The organism is Idiomarina sp., from assembly GCF_019431395.1.
Taxonomy (GTDB): Bacteria; Pseudomonadota; Gammaproteobacteria; order Enterobacterales; family Alteromonadaceae; genus Idiomarina.
Genome location: NZ_CP080268.1, coordinates 1599451 through 1617346, shown reverse-complemented (window position 1 = coordinate 1617346; position 17896 = coordinate 1599451). Strand labels below are relative to the sequence as shown.

Below are 17896 nucleotides of genomic sequence, written 5' to 3'. Positions count from 1 at the left end.
GGACGTGCGTCAGGACGCACGCTACGAGGTATTTTATTCGGTAGGCCAATCACTGGACAAAAAATTACCGCTGAATTATGCTTGTTTTACGGTTACAGCACAGTGAGGAAGCCCGATGGAGTTAATTGATCGTAATCAGTATCCGCAGCTTGATCGCTTACTGTGGGATACCAAACAGCAATATTTTACGCATAAAGAGGCAATAACGATTTATGAAGATCGCTGGCGCTTTTTGTTTGAAACTGAGCTGACAGCCAAGGAGCGTAAACTGATTGCAGGACTAACGAAGGAATTTGGCATCTTTCTGCCCGCAGTTGCCTGATGGAAAGCTATCAGCCAGTGGCTTACACGCAACCTCACCATCAACTGATCGAACAGTTGCTACAAGGATTCAATCACGAGTACCTTGGTTCCCACAATATTTTGTTTGGCGGTGGCACCCGCATAGCACTCGAACTAAAAGAGTATCGTACCTCTGTTGATATCGATTTTTTATGTGCCAATAAAGAGGCTTACCGGGCCGTTCGACGTCAAGTTACATCGCAGTCATTGGGTGAGTTAGTTAGACGCGAATTTACTTATGTGCCCGAAATTCGTTTTGATCGATATGGCGTCAGGACATTTTTAGAGCAGAATGGCGAGCAAGTTAAACTTGAATTCGTGGCGTTCGATGATTATCAATTAGCTAAAGACGCACGAAACAGTCTCTTCCCAGTACCTTTTATTGATCAGACTTCGTGTTTCACGACCAAACTGCTTGCTAATGCTGACCGAGCCGGCCAAAAGCCCTATAAAGATATATTTGATATTGTCGCGATGGCCGCAGCCTGGGGCCCAATCCCTGACTCGTCGCTGCGAGCGGCTGCAAATCATTACAGCGAAAAAGTTGTCATACAGGGGCTGAAAAAAGCGTTGGAAGGATTTAGTGACAATTTGGAGCGTTATCAAGAAGCTGCCGGTGCAATGAATATTTCATCCGACTTTTTTGAATCAACCTTGCAACCGACAGCAGAGAAACTTCGCCGGAGTTTGTAGTACCGTGCGTCAGGACGCACGCTACTTAACGACGATTCGCGCCATGGTGCGGTCGACATCGCTGGTGCCGGCGCGGATTTCCATGATGACTTCGTATTCGCCGGGCTCTGTGTAAGAGGTTTAGGCGGTGTGATTGAAGGACCACTGGGTATCGAAGCTGTTGTCGTTATTAAAGTCCCAGCGTACTTCGTAGGCTGACGGTTGTTCGTTGCTGCCGAAGGACTTTTCGGCACTAAAAGTTATGCTGTCACCGATGTTGATTTCGTCCAGCTCTTTATCATGGGTAATTACGCCAACCGGTGGGGTTTTATCGCATGTCATTTCGAAGTGCGTATAACCGTCGGTTTCAACCTGTTCGAAACACCAGCTTAACTGCTCCGTCCCCAGCAAAAAATCACGGGCAAATACCGGGTGCGCTTGCTCTGCGGTATAAGCATCGTAGGATCTTAATGCTTTGGCGGCATTGTCAAAAAATGACTTAGCGGCCTGCAAATGAATCTGCGATACATTGCCATCAATATCTCCGCCCTGGTCAATAACTGATAAGCCTTCAAACATCAGGCTGCTAAAATTGCGCCAATTTTGCTCATCACGCATCCAGTTGAGGAACTCGGCATAAAGTCGATGTGGCGAGTTGCCGGAGGTTTGCTGAATCGCGTTGTGCAGGAATGGTTTTAGCTTTTCTGCGGTCAGTTGTCCGATGGCCGCACTGGTCAGCGGACACCAGTTAATCGCATCCAATACCCGGCACAACCCATGAATCAGCGTCGCCGGAGCATTTTTAGTTAACGACAACTGCTGGAAGTCATCGGTACTAAAAACACGCTCTGTAACAAGGGTACTTAAATCGCCAAACAGTTCCCAACCAACAGCCCGTGGATAGGCCAAGGCGATGTTGTCGTGTTGTGTGTTAATGTCGTAGTAGGCGCCCGAATGATTATAGGCGCTAAATTGATGTTCATTGGCAGGTTGAATTATGCCATCCAGCTCAGCAATTGGCGGATACCATTGAGTGCTGCCCAGTGCGCTGCTTGCCGTCTCAAAGGCCGCGAATGCGCTATGGTAGACTTCCGGAAACACGTCGTAATTCATCAAGTTCTTGAAGTCAGTGGCTATGCCGTGCTCGATAGTTTTCTTAAAGTCCTCAAACAGCGGTAGTTTTTTTACCTCGTCAAGTATCAATGCGCGGTCGGCGCGGCTGTATCCCATCATCATCGGCAGCGTTGCCACAGTGCCGAGGGCGATTGAATCCACCGTTATGTCGTGATCACCACCGCGCCATTTGCTGGACTCGGTATCCATCAGCGAGGGAGCAATCAGGCTTTGGTCGTCCGCTTTAGTCAAAAACAGTAATTGATAATCCGGTGTTCGGATGGTTCTGATAAACCCCAGGTCACTGAACATGACTCGGTCTGATAATGCGGTAGTTAATCTAAAATCCTCCGATAAGTCGTAGTCGGCGAAGGCGCTGACGGCAACCTTCAACGACTGCAATTTGGGTTGAACTTTCGCCACCGGGTCGGCTTTATAAACCACCTCGACATCGGCAATATCGCTGTCGGTGGCGCCATCATCATCGGTTACAGTGTACTCAAAGCTAATAATTTCGACATCGCCATCGTTAACCTCCGGCGCGGTAAAGGTAATTTGATTTGCGTCTGAAGAGGTCAGCGTGATGCTCGGCCCGGCAACCTGATTCCACTCGGCCTTTACAATTGTGCCATCAGTGTCCTCGCCGCTGCCGGTGATGGTAACCTCGGTGAGCATATCGACCGTTTGCCAATTGCTGGCTTCAGCCGTGGGTGGCTGGTTTTCGATATCAATCGCGACATTGCCGCCGCCATCTTCCTCTTCTGCACCACAACCACTAAGCAAAGCCGCAACAGCAACTGCCACCAACGAGCGTGAAAAAGTATGCACGTCCATGTTCGTTTCTCCCGATGTAAAAGGAGAACAAGAATAGCGTCAGCAACAGGCGAAAAGGATAGAAGAAAGCGCAACACCACGTAGGATATGTTGGACAGGGGGAGGGCTCGCTTTGCTCGCGGTGTAGGGCCTGCGGCCGGGGTAGGCTCGCTGCGCTCGCGGTTTAGGGCCTTCGGCCGGTTTAGGGTTTAACGCGCGAAGCGCCTAAACCCGTGCGCCGAAGGCAGCACGCTACACCGCGAGCGCAGCGAGCCTACCCCGGCCGAAGGCCCCAAGTGTTTAGAACTTATACATCGCCATCAATTGCAGACGATTCAAATCGCCATCAATACCGGCTTCGGTTTCGCGTGTTGCTTGTGAAATTTCGGCGCCGAAGGTCAGGTTAGAGGCGGCTGAATACATTACGTTAAACGCCAGGCGTTCGGTGTATTCGGTCATGTCGCCGGCCAATGCCAACAGCGCGTCGTCGTTATCGGCCCAGCCGCGTGAGTAGACCACGTTTGAACGCAGTTTCTCGGTCCAGAAATGGCGGTAAGCAAACGAGATACCGGTAGAATCGATGGTTTCCAGACCACCGTCAGCGTCAATGTAAGCGCCGTTCCAGGTGTTCAGACCCAGATAGCGGCCAAGGCCAGAGCCGGTAGTGATTGACGCACGGATGTCGTCCATACCAAAGCTGTATTTCGCGCCTAAGCTAACACCGTAACCAAAAGCCGTTTCATCGTCGCCGCTTTGTGCCACATCATAAGTTAACTGGCGCAATAACGCGGATGCCTGCCATACCAGGTTGTCTGCTTTACCGGTGTACTTAAAGGTGACGTCCGGCATCAAACCGTCGCTCGATACGATACGGCTGCCGCTTTCGTCGGTCACTGTCGTTTCCGGGTTTTCAAGAGACGCACTAAAGCCACCGGAGGTGTAACGGATCTGCGCTTGACGGTTAAACACGATACCGTCAGTGATACCGATAAAATCGACCGATTCTGCCAGAATGTTCAAATCCTGGAAGTTTGACCAGGTTTGACCAAAGGTCCAGTTACCGTATTTGATGAACGCATGGCGCAAACGCGGGTTGTAGGAGTTAGAAATACGCTGGTCGCCGTCCGGCGTCAGCATAAAGTCCATTTCGATATGACCGGTCAGGGTTTCACCGTTATCAAGCTCGGTTTTGTTGGTAATAAAGAAGCGTGACTGACGTGCGTGAAAATCAGTTGCCATGTCATCGCCGTCGCCACCGACCGGCGTCAGGCTGGGAATGTACTGCTGGCGAGCAATGCTACCACTGTCCGGTGCCGCACCGTCGGCATAATCCGATACCATCATATCCAGTTTAACGAAACCACCAAACGTGAACTCTGAGTCCTGCGCCTGAGCGCCGAAGCTGGTGACGCCCATCACTGCTGCTGCCGCAGCCGTAAGTAAGAATTTGTTCTTGTTCGAACTTGAAGCCATCGTGTGTTCTCCCGTGTCAGCCAAGTTTTATGCTTATTTTTTATGAGTCGATAAGCTTTATAAACGCCATTAATTCTCGGTAATTGTTCAATTTTTCGCAATCTAGACTATGGTCTAATAGTGTTCAGCCCGCGTATTCCGTACAAATGAGTCATTAAGCGAATAAGGAGGAAGTGGTAATGTCGCAACTATATAAAGTGCCGGATCACATTAAGCAAACAGCAAAATTAGATAACGACAAGTATTTAGAGCTTTACCAACAATCCGTTGATGACCCCGAAGGTTTTTGGCGAGGGCAAGGTAAACGTATTACCTGGTTCAGCCCCTATTCAAAAGTCAAAAACACCACCTTCGAGCCGGGCAACGTTAATGTTAAATGGTTTGAAGATGGCACCTTAAACGCCTGCTACAACTGTGTTGACCGCCATCTTGCCGACAAAGCCGACAAAACGGCGATTATCTGGGAAGGCGACGACCCGAGTGTAGACAAACACATAACCTATCGCGAGTTACACAAAGAGGTATCTCGTTTTGCTAATGGCCTGAAAAAATTAGGTATTGGCAAAGGTGACCGCGTGGCGATCTACATGCCTATGGTACCAGAAGCAGCCTACGCGATGTTGGCCTGTGCCCGTATTGGCGCTGTTCATTCGGTCATTTTTGGTGGATTTTCGCCTAATGCCATCGCTGACCGCATTAATGACTGTGGAGCAAAGGCAATTATTACCGCCGATGAAGGTCGCCGCGGCGGCAGCACCATTGGTCTTAAAAAGAACGTTGACGCAGCGCTCAACGACGATGCCTGCCCGACTTTGGAGCACGTGATTGTTGCCCAGGTTACCGAAGGCGATGTTAACTGGACGGACGGCCGCGATGTTTGGTGGCATGAGCTGGTTGGTGATGTAAGCAGTGAATGCCAGCCGGAAGTAATGGACGCCGAAGATCCACTGTTTATTCTTTACACGTCGGGCTCAACCGGCAAGCCAAAAGGCGTTGTACATACCACCGGTGGCTACATGGTCTACGCGTCGATGACGCACGAATACGTATTTGACTGCCATGATGATGACATTTACTGGTGTGCGGCCGACGTTGGCTGGATTACCGGCCACTCGTATATTGTTTACGGCCCGTTTGCCAACGGCGCCACCAGCCTGATGTTCGAAGGCGTGCCAACGTATCCCGGTGTAGGCCGCATCGGCGAAATCGTCGATAAGCACAAGGTAACGATTCTATACACCGCGCCAACTGCTATCCGTGCGTTGATGGCGAAAGGCGACGAAGCCGCGAAAACCTCGAGTCGCGAGAGCCTGCGCATTATGGGTAGTGTCGGTGAGCCGATTAACCCGGAAGCCTGGACTTGGTATCACGAGCGTATTGGTAACGGCAAGTGCCCGATTATGGATACCTGGTGGCAGACCGAGACTGGCGGCATCATGATCACGCCATTACCGGGCGCGACCGACCTTAAACCGGGCTCGGCAACACGACCGTTCTTTGGGGTGAAACCGGCGCTGGTCGACAACGAAGGCAACAAACTGGAAGGTGAGGCTGAAGGTGGTCTGATTATCGAAGACTCCTGGCCGGGCCAAATGCGCACGCTTTGGGGCGACCACGAACGCTTCGAGCAAACTTACTTCTCGACCTATAAGAATGTTTATTTTACCGGTGACGGTGCGCGTCGCGATGCCGATGGTTACTACTGGATCACCGGCCGTGTGGACGACGTACTCAACGTATCCGGCCACCGTTTGGGTACTGCCGAAATTGAGAGTGCCTTGGTTGCGCACGAAGCGGTTGCTGAAGCTGCCGTGGTGGGTTATCCCCACGACATCAAGGGGCAGGGGATTTATGTGTACGTGACCCCGGTTGAAGGTGTCGAGGTAACTGACGAGCTGACCAAAGAGCTGCGTAACTGGGTACGCTCTGAATTAAGCCCTATTGCGACCCCGGACTTGATCCACTGGACCACCGGTATGCCGAAAACCCGTTCCGGCAAAATCATGCGCCGTATCCTGCGTAAGATTGCTGCGAACGAGTTCGACAGCCTCGGTGACACCTCAACCCTCGCCGATCCGTCCGTGGTCGACGACCTCATCGAGCACCGCAAAAACGCATAACAACATCCCACCAAAAGCGGGTAGCGCGTGCCTTTGGCACGCGAGCCCGTTTTTTTATACAACCTTACTTCGGGTATTTGCGTTTCTTGTCATGCCGATAAGTGCTAACCGTTGCGGTTTGATGCATTGTTCGGGATAGATGCCGTGAAATGGATTCCTTTAATCCATCAATGAGCTTTACCTCTTCGCTATCTACTAAAAGCTCCTCGATACGTTGAGCAAACTCATGAATTATGTCTTTTGCGCCTCTTATTTTAAATCCAGGTCCATCGGCCAATGCAAGTAAATGACTGAACGAAGGAAACTCCTTCGAGCCCGCCATTTTCAACGCCATCTTATTATCGATGTCCTCGTAAATCAGTGTATGAGTGATGTCGAAAGGAGGACTTACAAAAATTGCATTCATGTCAGGCGTGTATTGCAGGGCAAAATTTTTGAGATGTGCATCACCGTTTCCGATCAAGCAGTTGAACACAATGTAACGATACATGCGGGTGACTTCTTGTAAGTTATTGGTATAAAGCATAGTGGCGCGTAACAAAGCTTCGTAACTACCTTGGTATTTGGCATCAGGCGTATTCGCGCGCTTCATCAGCGTGGTAAAATCTTCATAGCCTAGCCATTGGCCATTCGGCCGGTCAAAGCGCTCGATCACAAAATGCTGCAGATCGTTAGACAGATATGTTGCCGGTGGCGCCAAACCGCAGGCTTGAGCGGCTTGCATGCAAACATATTCATTCACGGTCAGTAGAGGGAAAGCTTCGTCATAAGTTTTTACAATAACCCCGGGTTGCGGGACAGTTCGGTCAGTTATGTTCGAAATACTGACTTTGGGCTGAACGCCAGAAACGGCATTGCGTAAGTAATATCGTTCCAATAGTTGTGGAAACAGCGATTCGGTACCTTGGTAGTCGAGAATATCGGTCAAAGACAAAGGCTCTACGTCATCAAGTTGGAGTTCGCTCTGGTAGCATAATTGACCGATGCCGTTGTTTTGCTGTAATGCCAATAAGTACATGTCATCCAGTTTGGCATACCGAGCAAGTCGCTCAGCAATAAATCGCCGGTTGAACCCTTCAGGTAAATTTTGACTAAAAATGGGGTGAAGCGCGCCACTGTTATAACTTCGTAGGTCTCTGCGGGTCATCGTGAGCGACACAAAAGCGTCATCTGAGGTCGGCTGGTAATTATAAACAGCGCCGTGCGTTAACAAGCCAAGCTTTTCATGTTGGTTGGCTACGTTAATCGACGTGATCTTTTTCGGCAGTATTTTGCTCGTCATTCGTCATCCTTAAACAAATCATCAAGATCATCCCAATCGGGCAGCGTATGCTGACGCTGCTGGATCGCTAAATCAAAATTAAGATAATGAATGTAGCGTAAAAGAATATCTAATGACCCGGTAAAACGACCATTTTCAATTTCAGACAATGTGCTCTTATGGATACCTGTGGCCTGCGCAACCTGCTGCTGCGTGAGTTTCCGGCTTTTCCGCTCAGCCGCTAAGGCTTGCCCGATAGTATTGAGAGAAGTCATTTGTTAGTCAAATAGCGAACTTTGTTAAATTAAAGCATTAAGTTTGCTATTTAGCAATAAATCATGCTTTTTATCTTTAGTCAAAATCTATGAATCACTTGATGTAGTATATTAATAGTCTATATTTAATAAATAAGTTGCTAATTGGTAAAATATGATAAATGAAATCTGAAGAATTCTTAACTACCCTCGGCAGCATTGTTAAACGCACCCGGTCGAAAACGATGGATCAAGTCAATTTTGCTCAGCGCGTGGGGTGTGGCGTTGCCACGCTATCGCGTTTGGAAAATGGCCAACCGGTGAATGCAGAGACCTTATTCACAGCCCTCGAACTTTTGGGTTTGCTGGACGACTACATTGCGGTCGGCGATGAACAGAATGCACGCCTGGCCAACGCGCCGCTGCGGAAAAAACGTAAACCTGAAAGTGATTTGCCAAATGATTTCTGAAGCCTATGTTTTTGTCGAGGGATTAGAAACTGAACCGGTAATTTGCGGAGTGGTGCAGTACGATGCGGTGAACCAATTTGGGCGATTTCGATATGGTAAGTCCTATTTGGCACGACATGATGCCTTTGCGCTTGACCCGATTCATTTACCGCTGACAGAAAATACCCACGAGACACGTGTCAATACGGGGCTTTTCGGTGTATTGAGTGATGCTGGTGCTGACGCGTGGGGTCGCAAGCTGATTTTGCAACTTCGCAAAACCAAACCAAAAAATGAACTCGAATTTATTATTGCCGGGGCCTCAATGGGTGTCGGGGCGCTCAGTTTTAGTCTTTCGCGGAGTAAATCGAAGTCTCCCACTAATCGAAACTCATTGGATAATTTGAATTTACTGGTAGAGGGTAAAAACAAAATCCTAGCCTCCGAAACCGTCTCGGTCGAGGTCAAAAAGGCCTTTCAGTATGGCGATTCAATGGGAGGAGCTCGACCTAAAACCGTATTAATCCATGATAACCAAATGCATTTGGTTAAATTCAACCGCAGCGATGATCTGATAAATATTTGTCGGGCAGAATTTGCCGCGATGCAGCTATTATCCCAGATTGATGACGTCAACGTTGCAGAAACGGAATTAATCAATGGGGTTGAAGTTCTGTTACTAGTGCGACGTTTTGACCGCAGTGGAACAGATGTTTCACACCACCTTATAAGTGCTAATTCGCTGCTATTGGAAGGGCATGTGAGTGAGGCTGCGTTAACAAAATGGTACTCGTACGGAGCGCTGGCCGAGTACTTGCGGCGATACAGCAGACGTGCCAAAGACGCGGAAGAACTCTACAAACGAATGGTTTTTAATGCCTTAATTGGTAACACCGATGACCACGGTCGCAACCATGCGTTAATTTGGCACTTAAAAGGCGGAGGTTGGCAATTATCGCCTGCTTACGATGTTTTGCCTGTTAATAATACGCGCTTACATGCAATCGGCCTGGGTGACGAAGGGCGCTTTGCCAGTCGTAAAAACTTATTGTCGCAAGCCAAGCGCTTTGGTCTTTCCGCGCAAAAAGCCCAAGCAATTGTGAATGATATTCATGACTTGGTGGACGATTGGGAAGTGCATTTTTCCCGAGCGGGAGTCAGTGATGGCGATATTGAACGGCTGAAGGGTATTATCCCCAACCTTGCGCGTTAGCGGCAAGTTGGGTAGCTTATAGCAATTGCTTCGAAGATAAGAATAATTATGGCTAAGTTTTTGATTGCGGATGATCATCCGTTGTTCCGCGAGGCGTTGCAGGGTGCGCTGGGTAATCATTTTGAAGAACTGACTTTGCGTGAGGCGGAGGATCTGGACTCGACGCTGGCGGCGCTTAATCAAGATGATGACGTGGATCTGTTATTGCTTGATCTGCACATGCCGGGCAGCGGCGATCTGTATGGCCTGATCCGTGTTCGCGAAGACTTTCCGTTATTGCCGGTGGCTATTATTTCCGGCTCTGAAGATGCATCGATTGTGGCTAAATGCATTGGTTTTGGGGCGCTCGGTTTTATTCCTAAGTCGTTGTCGTCGGCGAAAATTGCCGAGGCGATTGATACCATTCTGCAGGGCGATACCTGGGTGCCTGAAGAAACCCGTGGCCGCTTGGATAGCATTACCGACGAGGATCAGGAGCTGGCGCGCAAAGTGTCTGAGCTGACACCGCAACAATATCGGGTACTGCACTTTTTGCACGAGGGCTTGCTGAATAAGCAGATTGCCTACCAGCTGAATATTACCGAAGCGACCGTTAAAGCGCATATCACCGCCATATTCCGCAAACTCGGCGTCTACAGCCGCACCCAGGCCGTGCTGGTAGCCGAGCGACTGCAGTTGTGACTTGTTTGTTACGGTAGCTCGCGCCTCTGGCGCGAGGATGTTTTTTGTGACTTGCGCCAAAGGCGCATATATGGTCCCCTCCCGTTTTGCAACGTCAACGTTGTGGTAAATGTTGGGTGCTCGCATATATACGGCCTGTTTCTGGTGACTTGTCACCTGGCCTGGATGAACTCCGCCCAACGACTGGCTTATCAAGCTAACGTTATCTGAGTAACAGCGCCTTGTCAGTCTCAGCCGTTGCCGGTTTACCCGTGTTTACCATCCTGTTGAAGTTAGCAACTCCGGAAGGTTTGAACCTTCGTTTACCTCGGATCGGTGGTTGCCGCTTAGGCGGCAGCCATCCGGTAATCTTCTTTATGTGTCAGCATCGCCCAGATTATCCGTGCGTGCTTGTTGGCCAGCGCCACGGCGGCAATGTTATTGCCCCGCCGCTTTGCGACATCCTGCGCCCACAGGCTCAGTTTGTCGTTGCGTTTATGCGCCATCCGTAGCGCTGAGCGTGCGCCATGCACCAGCAATGTTCGCAACCGGGTATTGCCTTTTTTGGTGATACCACCTAACCGGTCTTTACCGCCACTGCTGTTTTGCCGCGGCACAAGCCCCAGATATTCCGACACGTTGCGCCCGCGCTTAAAATCGCTCACATCCCCGATTAATGCCAGCAACGACACCGCAGTCACCGGGCCGATACCCGGTATCGTCATAAGACGTCGACTGTCGTCAGTATTATTTGCTTCAGCCGACAACAGCTTATCCATTGCTTTGACTTCTTCGTCCATTGTTTTGAGCAGTTCATACTGCCGTAACACAAGGTCTCTGCTTCTGGCTGTCAGTGCGTTGTCCGCATCTTCCAATATCTCCGGCACCCGTTTGAGTATGGAGCTTATCCGCTGCGGCATGGTGATGCCGTATTCAGCCAACACGCTACGCAAGCGGTTAGCCTCCTGTGTTCGTGTTTGCACACGACTGTCACGCTGACTAACCATGAGCGCTAAGTCCTGCTGCTCGATGCTTTTTATCCGAACCGACTTCCTGTTCGGTCTCGATGCCGCTTCGGCTATCGCCCGTGCATCATTCGCATCGTTTTTCTCACCCTGCAGGTAAGCTTTTACAAATCGCGGTGGCAACGCCACCGTTTTATAACCCAGCTTTTCGATTTCCCGTCGCCAGTGATGACTCATTCCGCAGGACTCAACGGCCACTTCGCAATCATCGGTTCTTTTCAGCGTGGCCAGCTTAGCTAACACCTTGTTACTGCGAAGCTTTTTATTAAATACTTCCTGCTCGCTCTCATCCAGAGCCAACACCTGAATAAAATCTTTTGCCAAATCAAGGGCAATTCTGTTTACAATAGCCATTGGTCCTCTCCTTTCCTCTTTATAGAATCTTCGAAACTCTATATTGGCACATTGCGATGCCGTTTAGGAGGGAGGGGACCATCTCATCAAGCTACGATATGTTTCTTGATGGGCGCTAAACAATGACGTGGATTTTGGTGCTGGCTTCGCTGCTGTATGTGGTGTTTTTGTTTACCGTGGCGAGCTGGGGCGATCAGAAAAACTCATGGGCAAACCGGCTCAGTCACCGGCCGTTTGTCTATGCCATGTCACTGGCCATTTACTGCACCTCCTGGACTTATTACGGCGCCGTTGGTAATGCCGCCAACGAGGGCTGGGCGTTTTTCCCGATCCTGCTGGGCCCGATTCTGCTGTTCCTGTTTGGCATCCGTATCCTCGAAAAGCTGGTATCGGTCAGTAAACAGCAAAATATCACCTCGATTGCGGACTTTATTTCTTCCCGCTATGGCAAAAAGCGCCGGCTAGCCGTTGTTGTTACCACCATCGCAGCGCTGGCGATTGTGCCGTATATAGCTCTGCAGTTAAAAGCCGTGGGCTTAAGCTTTTCGGTGTTAACCGAGGTAGATTCCGTCGCCAGTGAATTCTCACTAAAAGAGCTGGGCGCCGCAGCCCTGATGGCGATGTTCGCGATGCTGTTCGGTACCCGCCACGTGGAAGTCACCGAGTACCGCAGTGGCATGATTTTAGCCATTGCAGTGGAGTCTATGATCAAGCTAGCGGCACTGGTTGCCGCAGCAATTTTTGCCTTCGAGCTCATTAACGACGACATGCAGTATCAGCTGGCGCAAACCTTTCAGTCGATAGAAAAACCGCAGTGGAGTCTGGCCGCATTCGGTGAATTTGAGTTTATCGTACAAACGCTGATGGCAGCCGGCGCGATCCTTTGCCTGCCGCGGCAGTTTCACGTGGCGGTAGTCGATAACGTTAACGTTAAGCACTTAAAAACCGCGCGCTGGGGCTTCCCGTTGTACCTGGCTATTACCGCAGCGGCCATTGTGCCCATTGCCGTGGCCGGAAGTATGTACTTACCCGCAGGTGCGGATGGGTCGACCTTTTCACTGCAACTACCATTGCTGCAAGACCAGTTGTGGTTATCGTTGGTGGTGTTTATCGGCGGTATTTCGGCGGCCACGGCAATGGTGATTATTGCCTCGGTAACCCTGAGTACCATGGTCACTAACGACGTGATTATGCCGCTGCTATTGCAGCGCGAGTCTAAGTTACCGCTTAAAGAACGTCGCCGCGAATACGACCGCACGCTGTTAAAATTCCGCCGCTGGGCAATAGCCGTGACCATGGCGCTGTCATTTTTATGTTATTACTTTTGGGCGTCGCGCACCGATCTGGTCAGTATCGGCCTGCTGGCATTCTCGCTGGTGCTGCAATTGCTGCCTACATTAATTGGTGCGCTGTATTGGCGCAAAGGCCATGCTCGCGGTGTTTATGCGGGCCTGACCGCGGGCTCCATCGGCTGGATCGTAGCGGTTTTAACTCCGTTATACAGTAACCTTGAATTGACCGACGTTGAGGTAATTACCCGCGGCACGGTGATTTCGCTGAGCATGAACCTGATTGCCTATATTGCGTTTTCGATGCTGGCGCAGCCGCGCTTAGTTGACCGCATTCAGGCCACCGCCTTTGTCAAACCGCGCGCTGCGCTACCCGATAACAACCTGCACAAAAACCATCATGCGACCAATGCCGACATGATGTTGTTGCTGAAAACCTTTTTAGGTGCCGAACGGGCGCAGCAGTTGATGTCCTATTATCAGAGCCCGGACGAGAACCAGTCCCTTAGGGCAGAAGCGGTGGCCGAGCAGGCGCTGATTCAATATGTTGAACGCGCCATTGCCGGGGTGCTGGGGTCCGCTACCGCACGCTCGTTAATTCAGGCGGCACTGCGCGACAAACAGTTGAACTTAGAAGAGGTCGTGCACTTTTTCGACGATACTACCCAGGCGCTGCAAACCCAGCAGTCGATATTGTTCAGTTCGCTGGAAAATCTGGCGCAGGGCATTAGCGTGGTCGACAAAGAGTTAAAGCTGGTGGCCTGGAATGCCCGCTACCTGGATTTGTTTGACTACCCCGAAGGCATGGTCAAGCCGGGCCAACCGATAGCCATGTTAATTCGCTATAACGCCGAACGCGGCGAGTGCGGACCGGGTGACATCGATGAGCTAGTTAGTAAGCGCTTACGCCACATGCAAATGGGCTCGCCACACCGATTTATTCGCCGCCGAGCGGATGGCCGGGTGATCGAAATGGTCGGTAACCCGCTGCCCAGCGGCGGCTTTGTTACCAGTTTTACCGACATTACTGAGCACGTCGAGACTCAGCAGGCGCTGGAAGACGCCAATATCGATCTGGAGCAGCGGGTGGATACCCGCACCCAGGAGATCCGCGAGATTAACCAGGAGCTAACCGCCGAAATTGATCGTCGCCGCGAAGTCGAAGAGCAACTGAAAAAAGCCAAAGCCGAGGCCGAAGCCGCCAACGCATCCAAAACCCGCTTTTTAGCGCTGGCCAGCCACGATATTCTGCAGCCGCTCAACGCAGCGCGATTGTATCTGTCGGCGATTGACGAAAAAGAATTATCCGAGCGCAACATCGGGCTCATCGGCAAGTTAGACACCGCATTGGGTTCAACCGAACACTTATTGTCGACGCTGTTATCCATTGCAAAAATGGACCAGGGGGCGTTGCAACCGCAGTTCCGGCATATCCAGTTAAGCTCGATTTTGTCGCCTTTAGTGGAGGAATACACGGTTCTTGCCGAACAACGACAACTGGAATTTAATGCCTTTTACAAGGATCGGCCGGTGTACACCGACCCAACCTATCTGCGCCGTATTGTGCAGAACTTTTTATCCAACGCGATTAAATACACCCATACCGGCAAGGTCTTACTGGGCGTAAGAAAGCGCGGCGATTATCTGCAAATCGCGGTATGGGATACCGGTCCGGGCATTGCTGCACAACAGCAAAACAAAGTATTCGACGCTTTTTACCGCATTCAGAACCAGAACGTCGAAGGCGTCGGCTTAGGCTTAAGCGTGGCACAGCGTATGAGTGAACAACTGGGCTGTGAACTGCAGATTAACTCGGTAGAGGGTAAAGGTTCGTGCTTCTCAGTGACCGTGCCATTGGGCAGCGCCGCGCAGATCGTGCACAAACCGCAATACCAAACCGACGAAGCACCTACGGCAGAGTTAACTTTACTGGTTGTTGACGATGACAAAGACAACCTAAACGCCGTTAAAGCCTTGCTGGAAAAATGGAATTGCGCAGCGATAACCTGCCAAAGCTACGCCAGTGCAATTGAATACGCGAAAAGCAACGCAGCCGTTGACGGCATGCTGTTAGATTACCAGCTGGGCGAGGGCGACGGCCTGGCACTGGTACACGAACTACGCCACATCTGGCAAAAAGACGACCTGCCCGGCGCACTCGTCACCGCCATGCGCGACGACACCGTCAAACACGCCGCCCGCCAGGCCAAACTGCACTTCCTGCCCAAACCGGTTAAGCCGGCGTCGCTGAAGGCCTTACTAAAGTATATCTCATCGCGATGAGTAAGGCTGTATGTCGCTGCGCGACGGCTGTTTGCACCTGCGGTGCGGCTGTTGGCAACATCGCTTCGCTCGTTGCGGCTGTTTGGGCGAGACAGAAAATAATGGTCAAACATGGTTTTCCTGCATGAGCGCAGCGAATGCAAAAAAGCCGCGATGGCCGAAGGCACATCGCAAACAGCCGTTGCGCAGCAACAAATAGCCGTCGCAAAGCGACATACAGCGGCTGTTAGACCAAAGTCCAATTCTTTTTCTTAACAACTCCATCTACATTTGTTAGCGAACAACAAGTAACGTTCAAAAAAACCATTAACAAATAAGAGGGGACGTTTATGGCATTTAAAAACGAAAGCGATGCCAAAGCGTATTGGAAAGAGAACCTGGCTTTGATGTTAAAGCTACTGGTTGTCTGGTTTATTGTTTCCTACGGCTTTGGAATATTGCTGGTGGACGTCTTGAACCAAATCACATTCTTCGGCTTAAAGCTGGGATTCTGGTTTGCGCAGCAAGGCTCAATTCTCACCTTCATCCTGCTCATCTTTATTTACATGAAGGGCATGGCCAAACTCGATAACAAATACGAAGTTCACGAGGACTAGTGCGCTATGGATATTCAAACGCTCACATTTATTATTGTCGGCCTGACCTTCGCGTTATATATCGGTATCGCAATTTGGTCTCGTGCCGGATCAACCAATGACTTCTACGTAGCCAGTGGTGGCGTACATCCCGTTGCAAACGGTATGGCGACCGCGGCGGACTGGATGTCGGCGGCGTCTTTCATTTCAATGGCGGGTATTGTTGCCTTCGCAGGCTATGACGGCTCGGTTTACCTGATGGGTTGGACCGGTGGTTATGTGCTGCTGGCGATGTGTCTTGCACCCTACTTACGTAAGTTTGGTAAGTTCACCGTGCCGGACTTTATCGGTGACCGCTATTATTCACAAACCGCACGTACCATCGCGGTACTGTGTGCCATCCTGATCTGCTTTACCTACATTGCCGGCCAAATGCGCGGCGTGGGTGTGGTGTTCTCACGGTTCCTGGAAGTTGATATCGCTACCGGCGTTATCATCGGTGCGGTTATCGTGTTCTTCTACACCGTATTGGGCGGCATGAAAGGGATTACCTACACGCAGGTAGCGCAATACGTGGTATTGATGTTTGCTTACATCGTACCAGCGGTATTCCTGTCGTTGCTGATCACGGGTCATGTGTTACCACAAACTGGCTTTGGTGCGACTATTGCGGAAGGGGTTCCCGGCTCAGGGCAGTTCCTGCTTGAACGGCTCGATGGACTCTCGCAAGAGCTCGGGTTTGCGGCTTACACCGAAGGCGTGCGTAGTAAAGTCGATGTATTCTTTATTACCGCTGCTTTAATGGTCGGTACGGCTGGTCTGCCACACGTTATCGTACGCTTCTTTACGGTACCGAAAGTACGTGATGCGCGTCGCTCAGCGTTCTGGGCACTGACGTTCATCTCTGTGGTTTACCTGACTGCGCCTACCATTGCTGCGTTTGCGAAAGTTAACATCTTTAACACCATAAACGGTCCAGACCTGCAGGGTGTTGAATATGAAAACGCGCCAAGCTGGGTTAAGAACTGGGAGAAAACCGGTTTGATCACCTGGGAAGATGAAAATGGCGATGGCAAGATGTTCTATTCGGGCGACGAGCGCAACGAAATGACCATCGACCGTGACATCATGGTACTGGCTAACCCGGAAATCGGTGAACTACCAGCATGGGTCGTAGCGCTGGTTGCTGCGGGTGGTGTTGCCGCCGCATTGTCGACTTCAGCGGGCTTGCTATTGGTTATCTCGACCTCGGTTTCGCATGACTTACTCAAGCGAAATCTGATGCCGGATATAACTGATAAGAAGGAGCTGTTCTACGCCCGACTGGCCGCAGCGGTGGCGATCTTTATCTCTGTCTACTTTGGTATTTACCCGCCCGGCTTCGTGGCGCAGGTGGTGGCATTTGCCTTCGGCTTAGCCGCAGCAAGCTTCTTCCCTGCGATCATTCTGGGTATCTTCCATAAACGTATGAACCGTCAAGGCGCGGTAGCGGGTATGGTTGTGGGTATTCTGTTTACCTTCTCGTATATCGTGTTCTTCAAGTTCGTTTCACCTGAACTGAACACACCGGAGAACTGGTTCTTTGGTATCTCGCCAGAAGGTATCGGTACCCTAGGTATGATCATCAACTTTGTGGTTGCCACGATCGTACACAAAATGACAGGCGATGCCCCTGAAGACATTCAGGAGCTGGTTGAGTCAATTCGTTACCCGAAAGGTGCCGGCGAAGCGACTGACCATTAAGTTAAACGTGCGCCCAAGGCGCACGCTACAGTTTGTAGTTAAACGTGCGCCTAAGGCGCACGCTACACTAATCGTACCGTGCGCCTTGGGCGCACGTTGCGCGAAGTCCCAACCAAAGCCGGTGTGGTATTAATTGCCCACCGGTTTTTTTATACGCTAGGCGCGGGCTATGCCCGCTTGCCGGGCGGAACGTGCTCCGCCGTGCCTTGCCTGGCTCTCGCTACGCTCGTTTGCTTGGCGGCGCTGTCGCGTCTTGT

At 50.8% G+C, this 17896-nt stretch carries 14 protein-coding genes; 9 read left to right on the top strand and 5 right to left on the bottom strand.

Annotated elements, in window-relative coordinates; all coding sequences use genetic code 11:
- Window positions 1–115: 115 nt before the first annotated feature.
- Together KZ771_RS07930 and KZ771_RS07925 are read left to right on the top strand one after the other, a co-directional pair.
- On the top strand, window positions 116–322 hold the full coding sequence (locus KZ771_RS07930) for a hypothetical protein (RefSeq protein ID WP_133538722.1): 207 nt from the start codon (window positions 116–118) through the stop codon (window positions 320–322).
- Window positions 322–1035, top strand: a complete 714-nt coding sequence (locus tag KZ771_RS07925) for a nucleotidyl transferase AbiEii/AbiGii toxin family protein (protein ID WP_290570560.1) — start codon at window positions 322–324, stop codon at window positions 1033–1035. The genes KZ771_RS07930 and KZ771_RS07925 overlap by 1 nt, the downstream gene beginning before the upstream one ends.
- A 120-nt stretch (window positions 1036–1155) precedes the next feature.
- On the opposite strand, the gene KZ771_RS07920 is transcribed toward KZ771_RS07925, so the two are convergent.
- Window positions 1156–2961 (bottom strand): hypothetical protein, encoded by a 1806-nt coding sequence (locus KZ771_RS07920; RefSeq protein ID WP_290652762.1) that lies wholly within the window; start codon window positions 2959–2961, stop codon window positions 1156–1158.
- A gap of 279 nt (window positions 2962–3240) precedes the next feature.
- Window positions 3241–4413 (bottom strand): DcaP family trimeric outer membrane transporter, encoded by a 1173-nt coding sequence (locus tag KZ771_RS07915; RefSeq protein WP_290570564.1) that lies wholly within the window; start codon window positions 4411–4413, stop codon window positions 3241–3243.
- A gap of 179 nt (window positions 4414–4592) precedes the next feature.
- Between KZ771_RS07915 and acs the strand changes: the two genes are divergently transcribed.
- Window positions 4593–6533 carry an acetate--CoA ligase gene (gene acs, locus KZ771_RS07910; RefSeq protein ID WP_290652760.1) on the top strand — a complete coding sequence of 647 codons (1941 nt, stop codon included), beginning with the start codon at window positions 4593–4595 and terminating at the stop codon, window positions 6531–6533.
- 64 nt (window positions 6534–6597) lie between these two features.
- Here the strand turns inward: acs and KZ771_RS07905 are convergent, their stop codons facing one another.
- Together KZ771_RS07905 and KZ771_RS07900 are read right to left on the bottom strand one after the other, a co-directional pair.
- Window positions 6598–7815, bottom strand: a complete 1218-nt coding sequence (locus KZ771_RS07905; RefSeq protein ID WP_290652758.1) for a type II toxin-antitoxin system HipA family toxin — start codon at window positions 7813–7815, stop codon at window positions 6598–6600.
- Complete coding sequence (locus KZ771_RS07900; RefSeq protein WP_133538730.1) at window positions 7812–8069, bottom strand: helix-turn-helix transcriptional regulator; 258 nt, start codon at window positions 8067–8069, stop codon at window positions 7812–7814. The genes KZ771_RS07905 and KZ771_RS07900 overlap by 4 nt, the downstream gene beginning before the upstream one ends.
- Before the next feature lie 161 nt (window positions 8070–8230).
- Between KZ771_RS07900 and KZ771_RS07895 the strand changes: the two genes are divergently transcribed.
- From KZ771_RS07895 to KZ771_RS07885, 3 genes are read left to right on the top strand one after another with little or no spacing between them, the layout of a single operon-like run.
- Window positions 8231–8518 carry a helix-turn-helix transcriptional regulator gene (locus KZ771_RS07895; protein WP_290652755.1) on the top strand — a complete coding sequence of 96 codons (288 nt, stop codon included), beginning with the start codon at window positions 8231–8233 and terminating at the stop codon, window positions 8516–8518.
- Window positions 8508–9710, top strand: coding sequence for a type II toxin-antitoxin system HipA family toxin (locus tag KZ771_RS07890; protein WP_290652754.1), 1203 nt, complete (start codon window positions 8508–8510; stop codon window positions 9708–9710). The genes KZ771_RS07895 and KZ771_RS07890 overlap by 11 nt, the downstream gene beginning before the upstream one ends.
- A 48-nt stretch (window positions 9711–9758) precedes the next feature.
- Window positions 9759–10391, top strand: coding sequence for a response regulator transcription factor (locus KZ771_RS07885; RefSeq protein WP_133538733.1), 633 nt, complete (start codon window positions 9759–9761; stop codon window positions 10389–10391).
- A gap of 326 nt (window positions 10392–10717) precedes the next feature.
- Here the strand turns inward: KZ771_RS07885 and KZ771_RS07880 are convergent, their stop codons facing one another.
- Window positions 10718–11749 (bottom strand): IS110 family transposase, encoded by a 1032-nt coding sequence (locus tag KZ771_RS07880; RefSeq protein WP_290652752.1) that lies wholly within the window; start codon window positions 11747–11749, stop codon window positions 10718–10720.
- Between the two features lie 122 nt (window positions 11750–11871).
- Between KZ771_RS07880 and KZ771_RS07875 the strand changes: the two genes are divergently transcribed.
- The 3 genes from KZ771_RS07875 (at window position 11872) to KZ771_RS07865 (ending at window position 17639) form a co-directional block, all read left to right on the top strand.
- Window positions 11872–15321 (top strand): PAS domain-containing hybrid sensor histidine kinase/response regulator, encoded by a 3450-nt coding sequence (locus KZ771_RS07875; RefSeq protein WP_290652750.1) that lies wholly within the window; start codon window positions 11872–11874, stop codon window positions 15319–15321.
- Between the two features lie 329 nt (window positions 15322–15650).
- On the top strand, window positions 15651–15917 hold the full coding sequence (locus KZ771_RS07870; protein WP_290652748.1) for a DUF4212 domain-containing protein: 267 nt from the start codon (window positions 15651–15653) through the stop codon (window positions 15915–15917).
- Window positions 15918–15923: 6 nt separating this feature from the next.
- Entirely contained in the window at window positions 15924–17639 is a 1716-nt protein-coding gene (locus KZ771_RS07865) for a sodium:solute symporter family protein (protein WP_290652746.1), read from the top strand.
- Window positions 17640–17896: the final 257 nt, after the last annotated feature.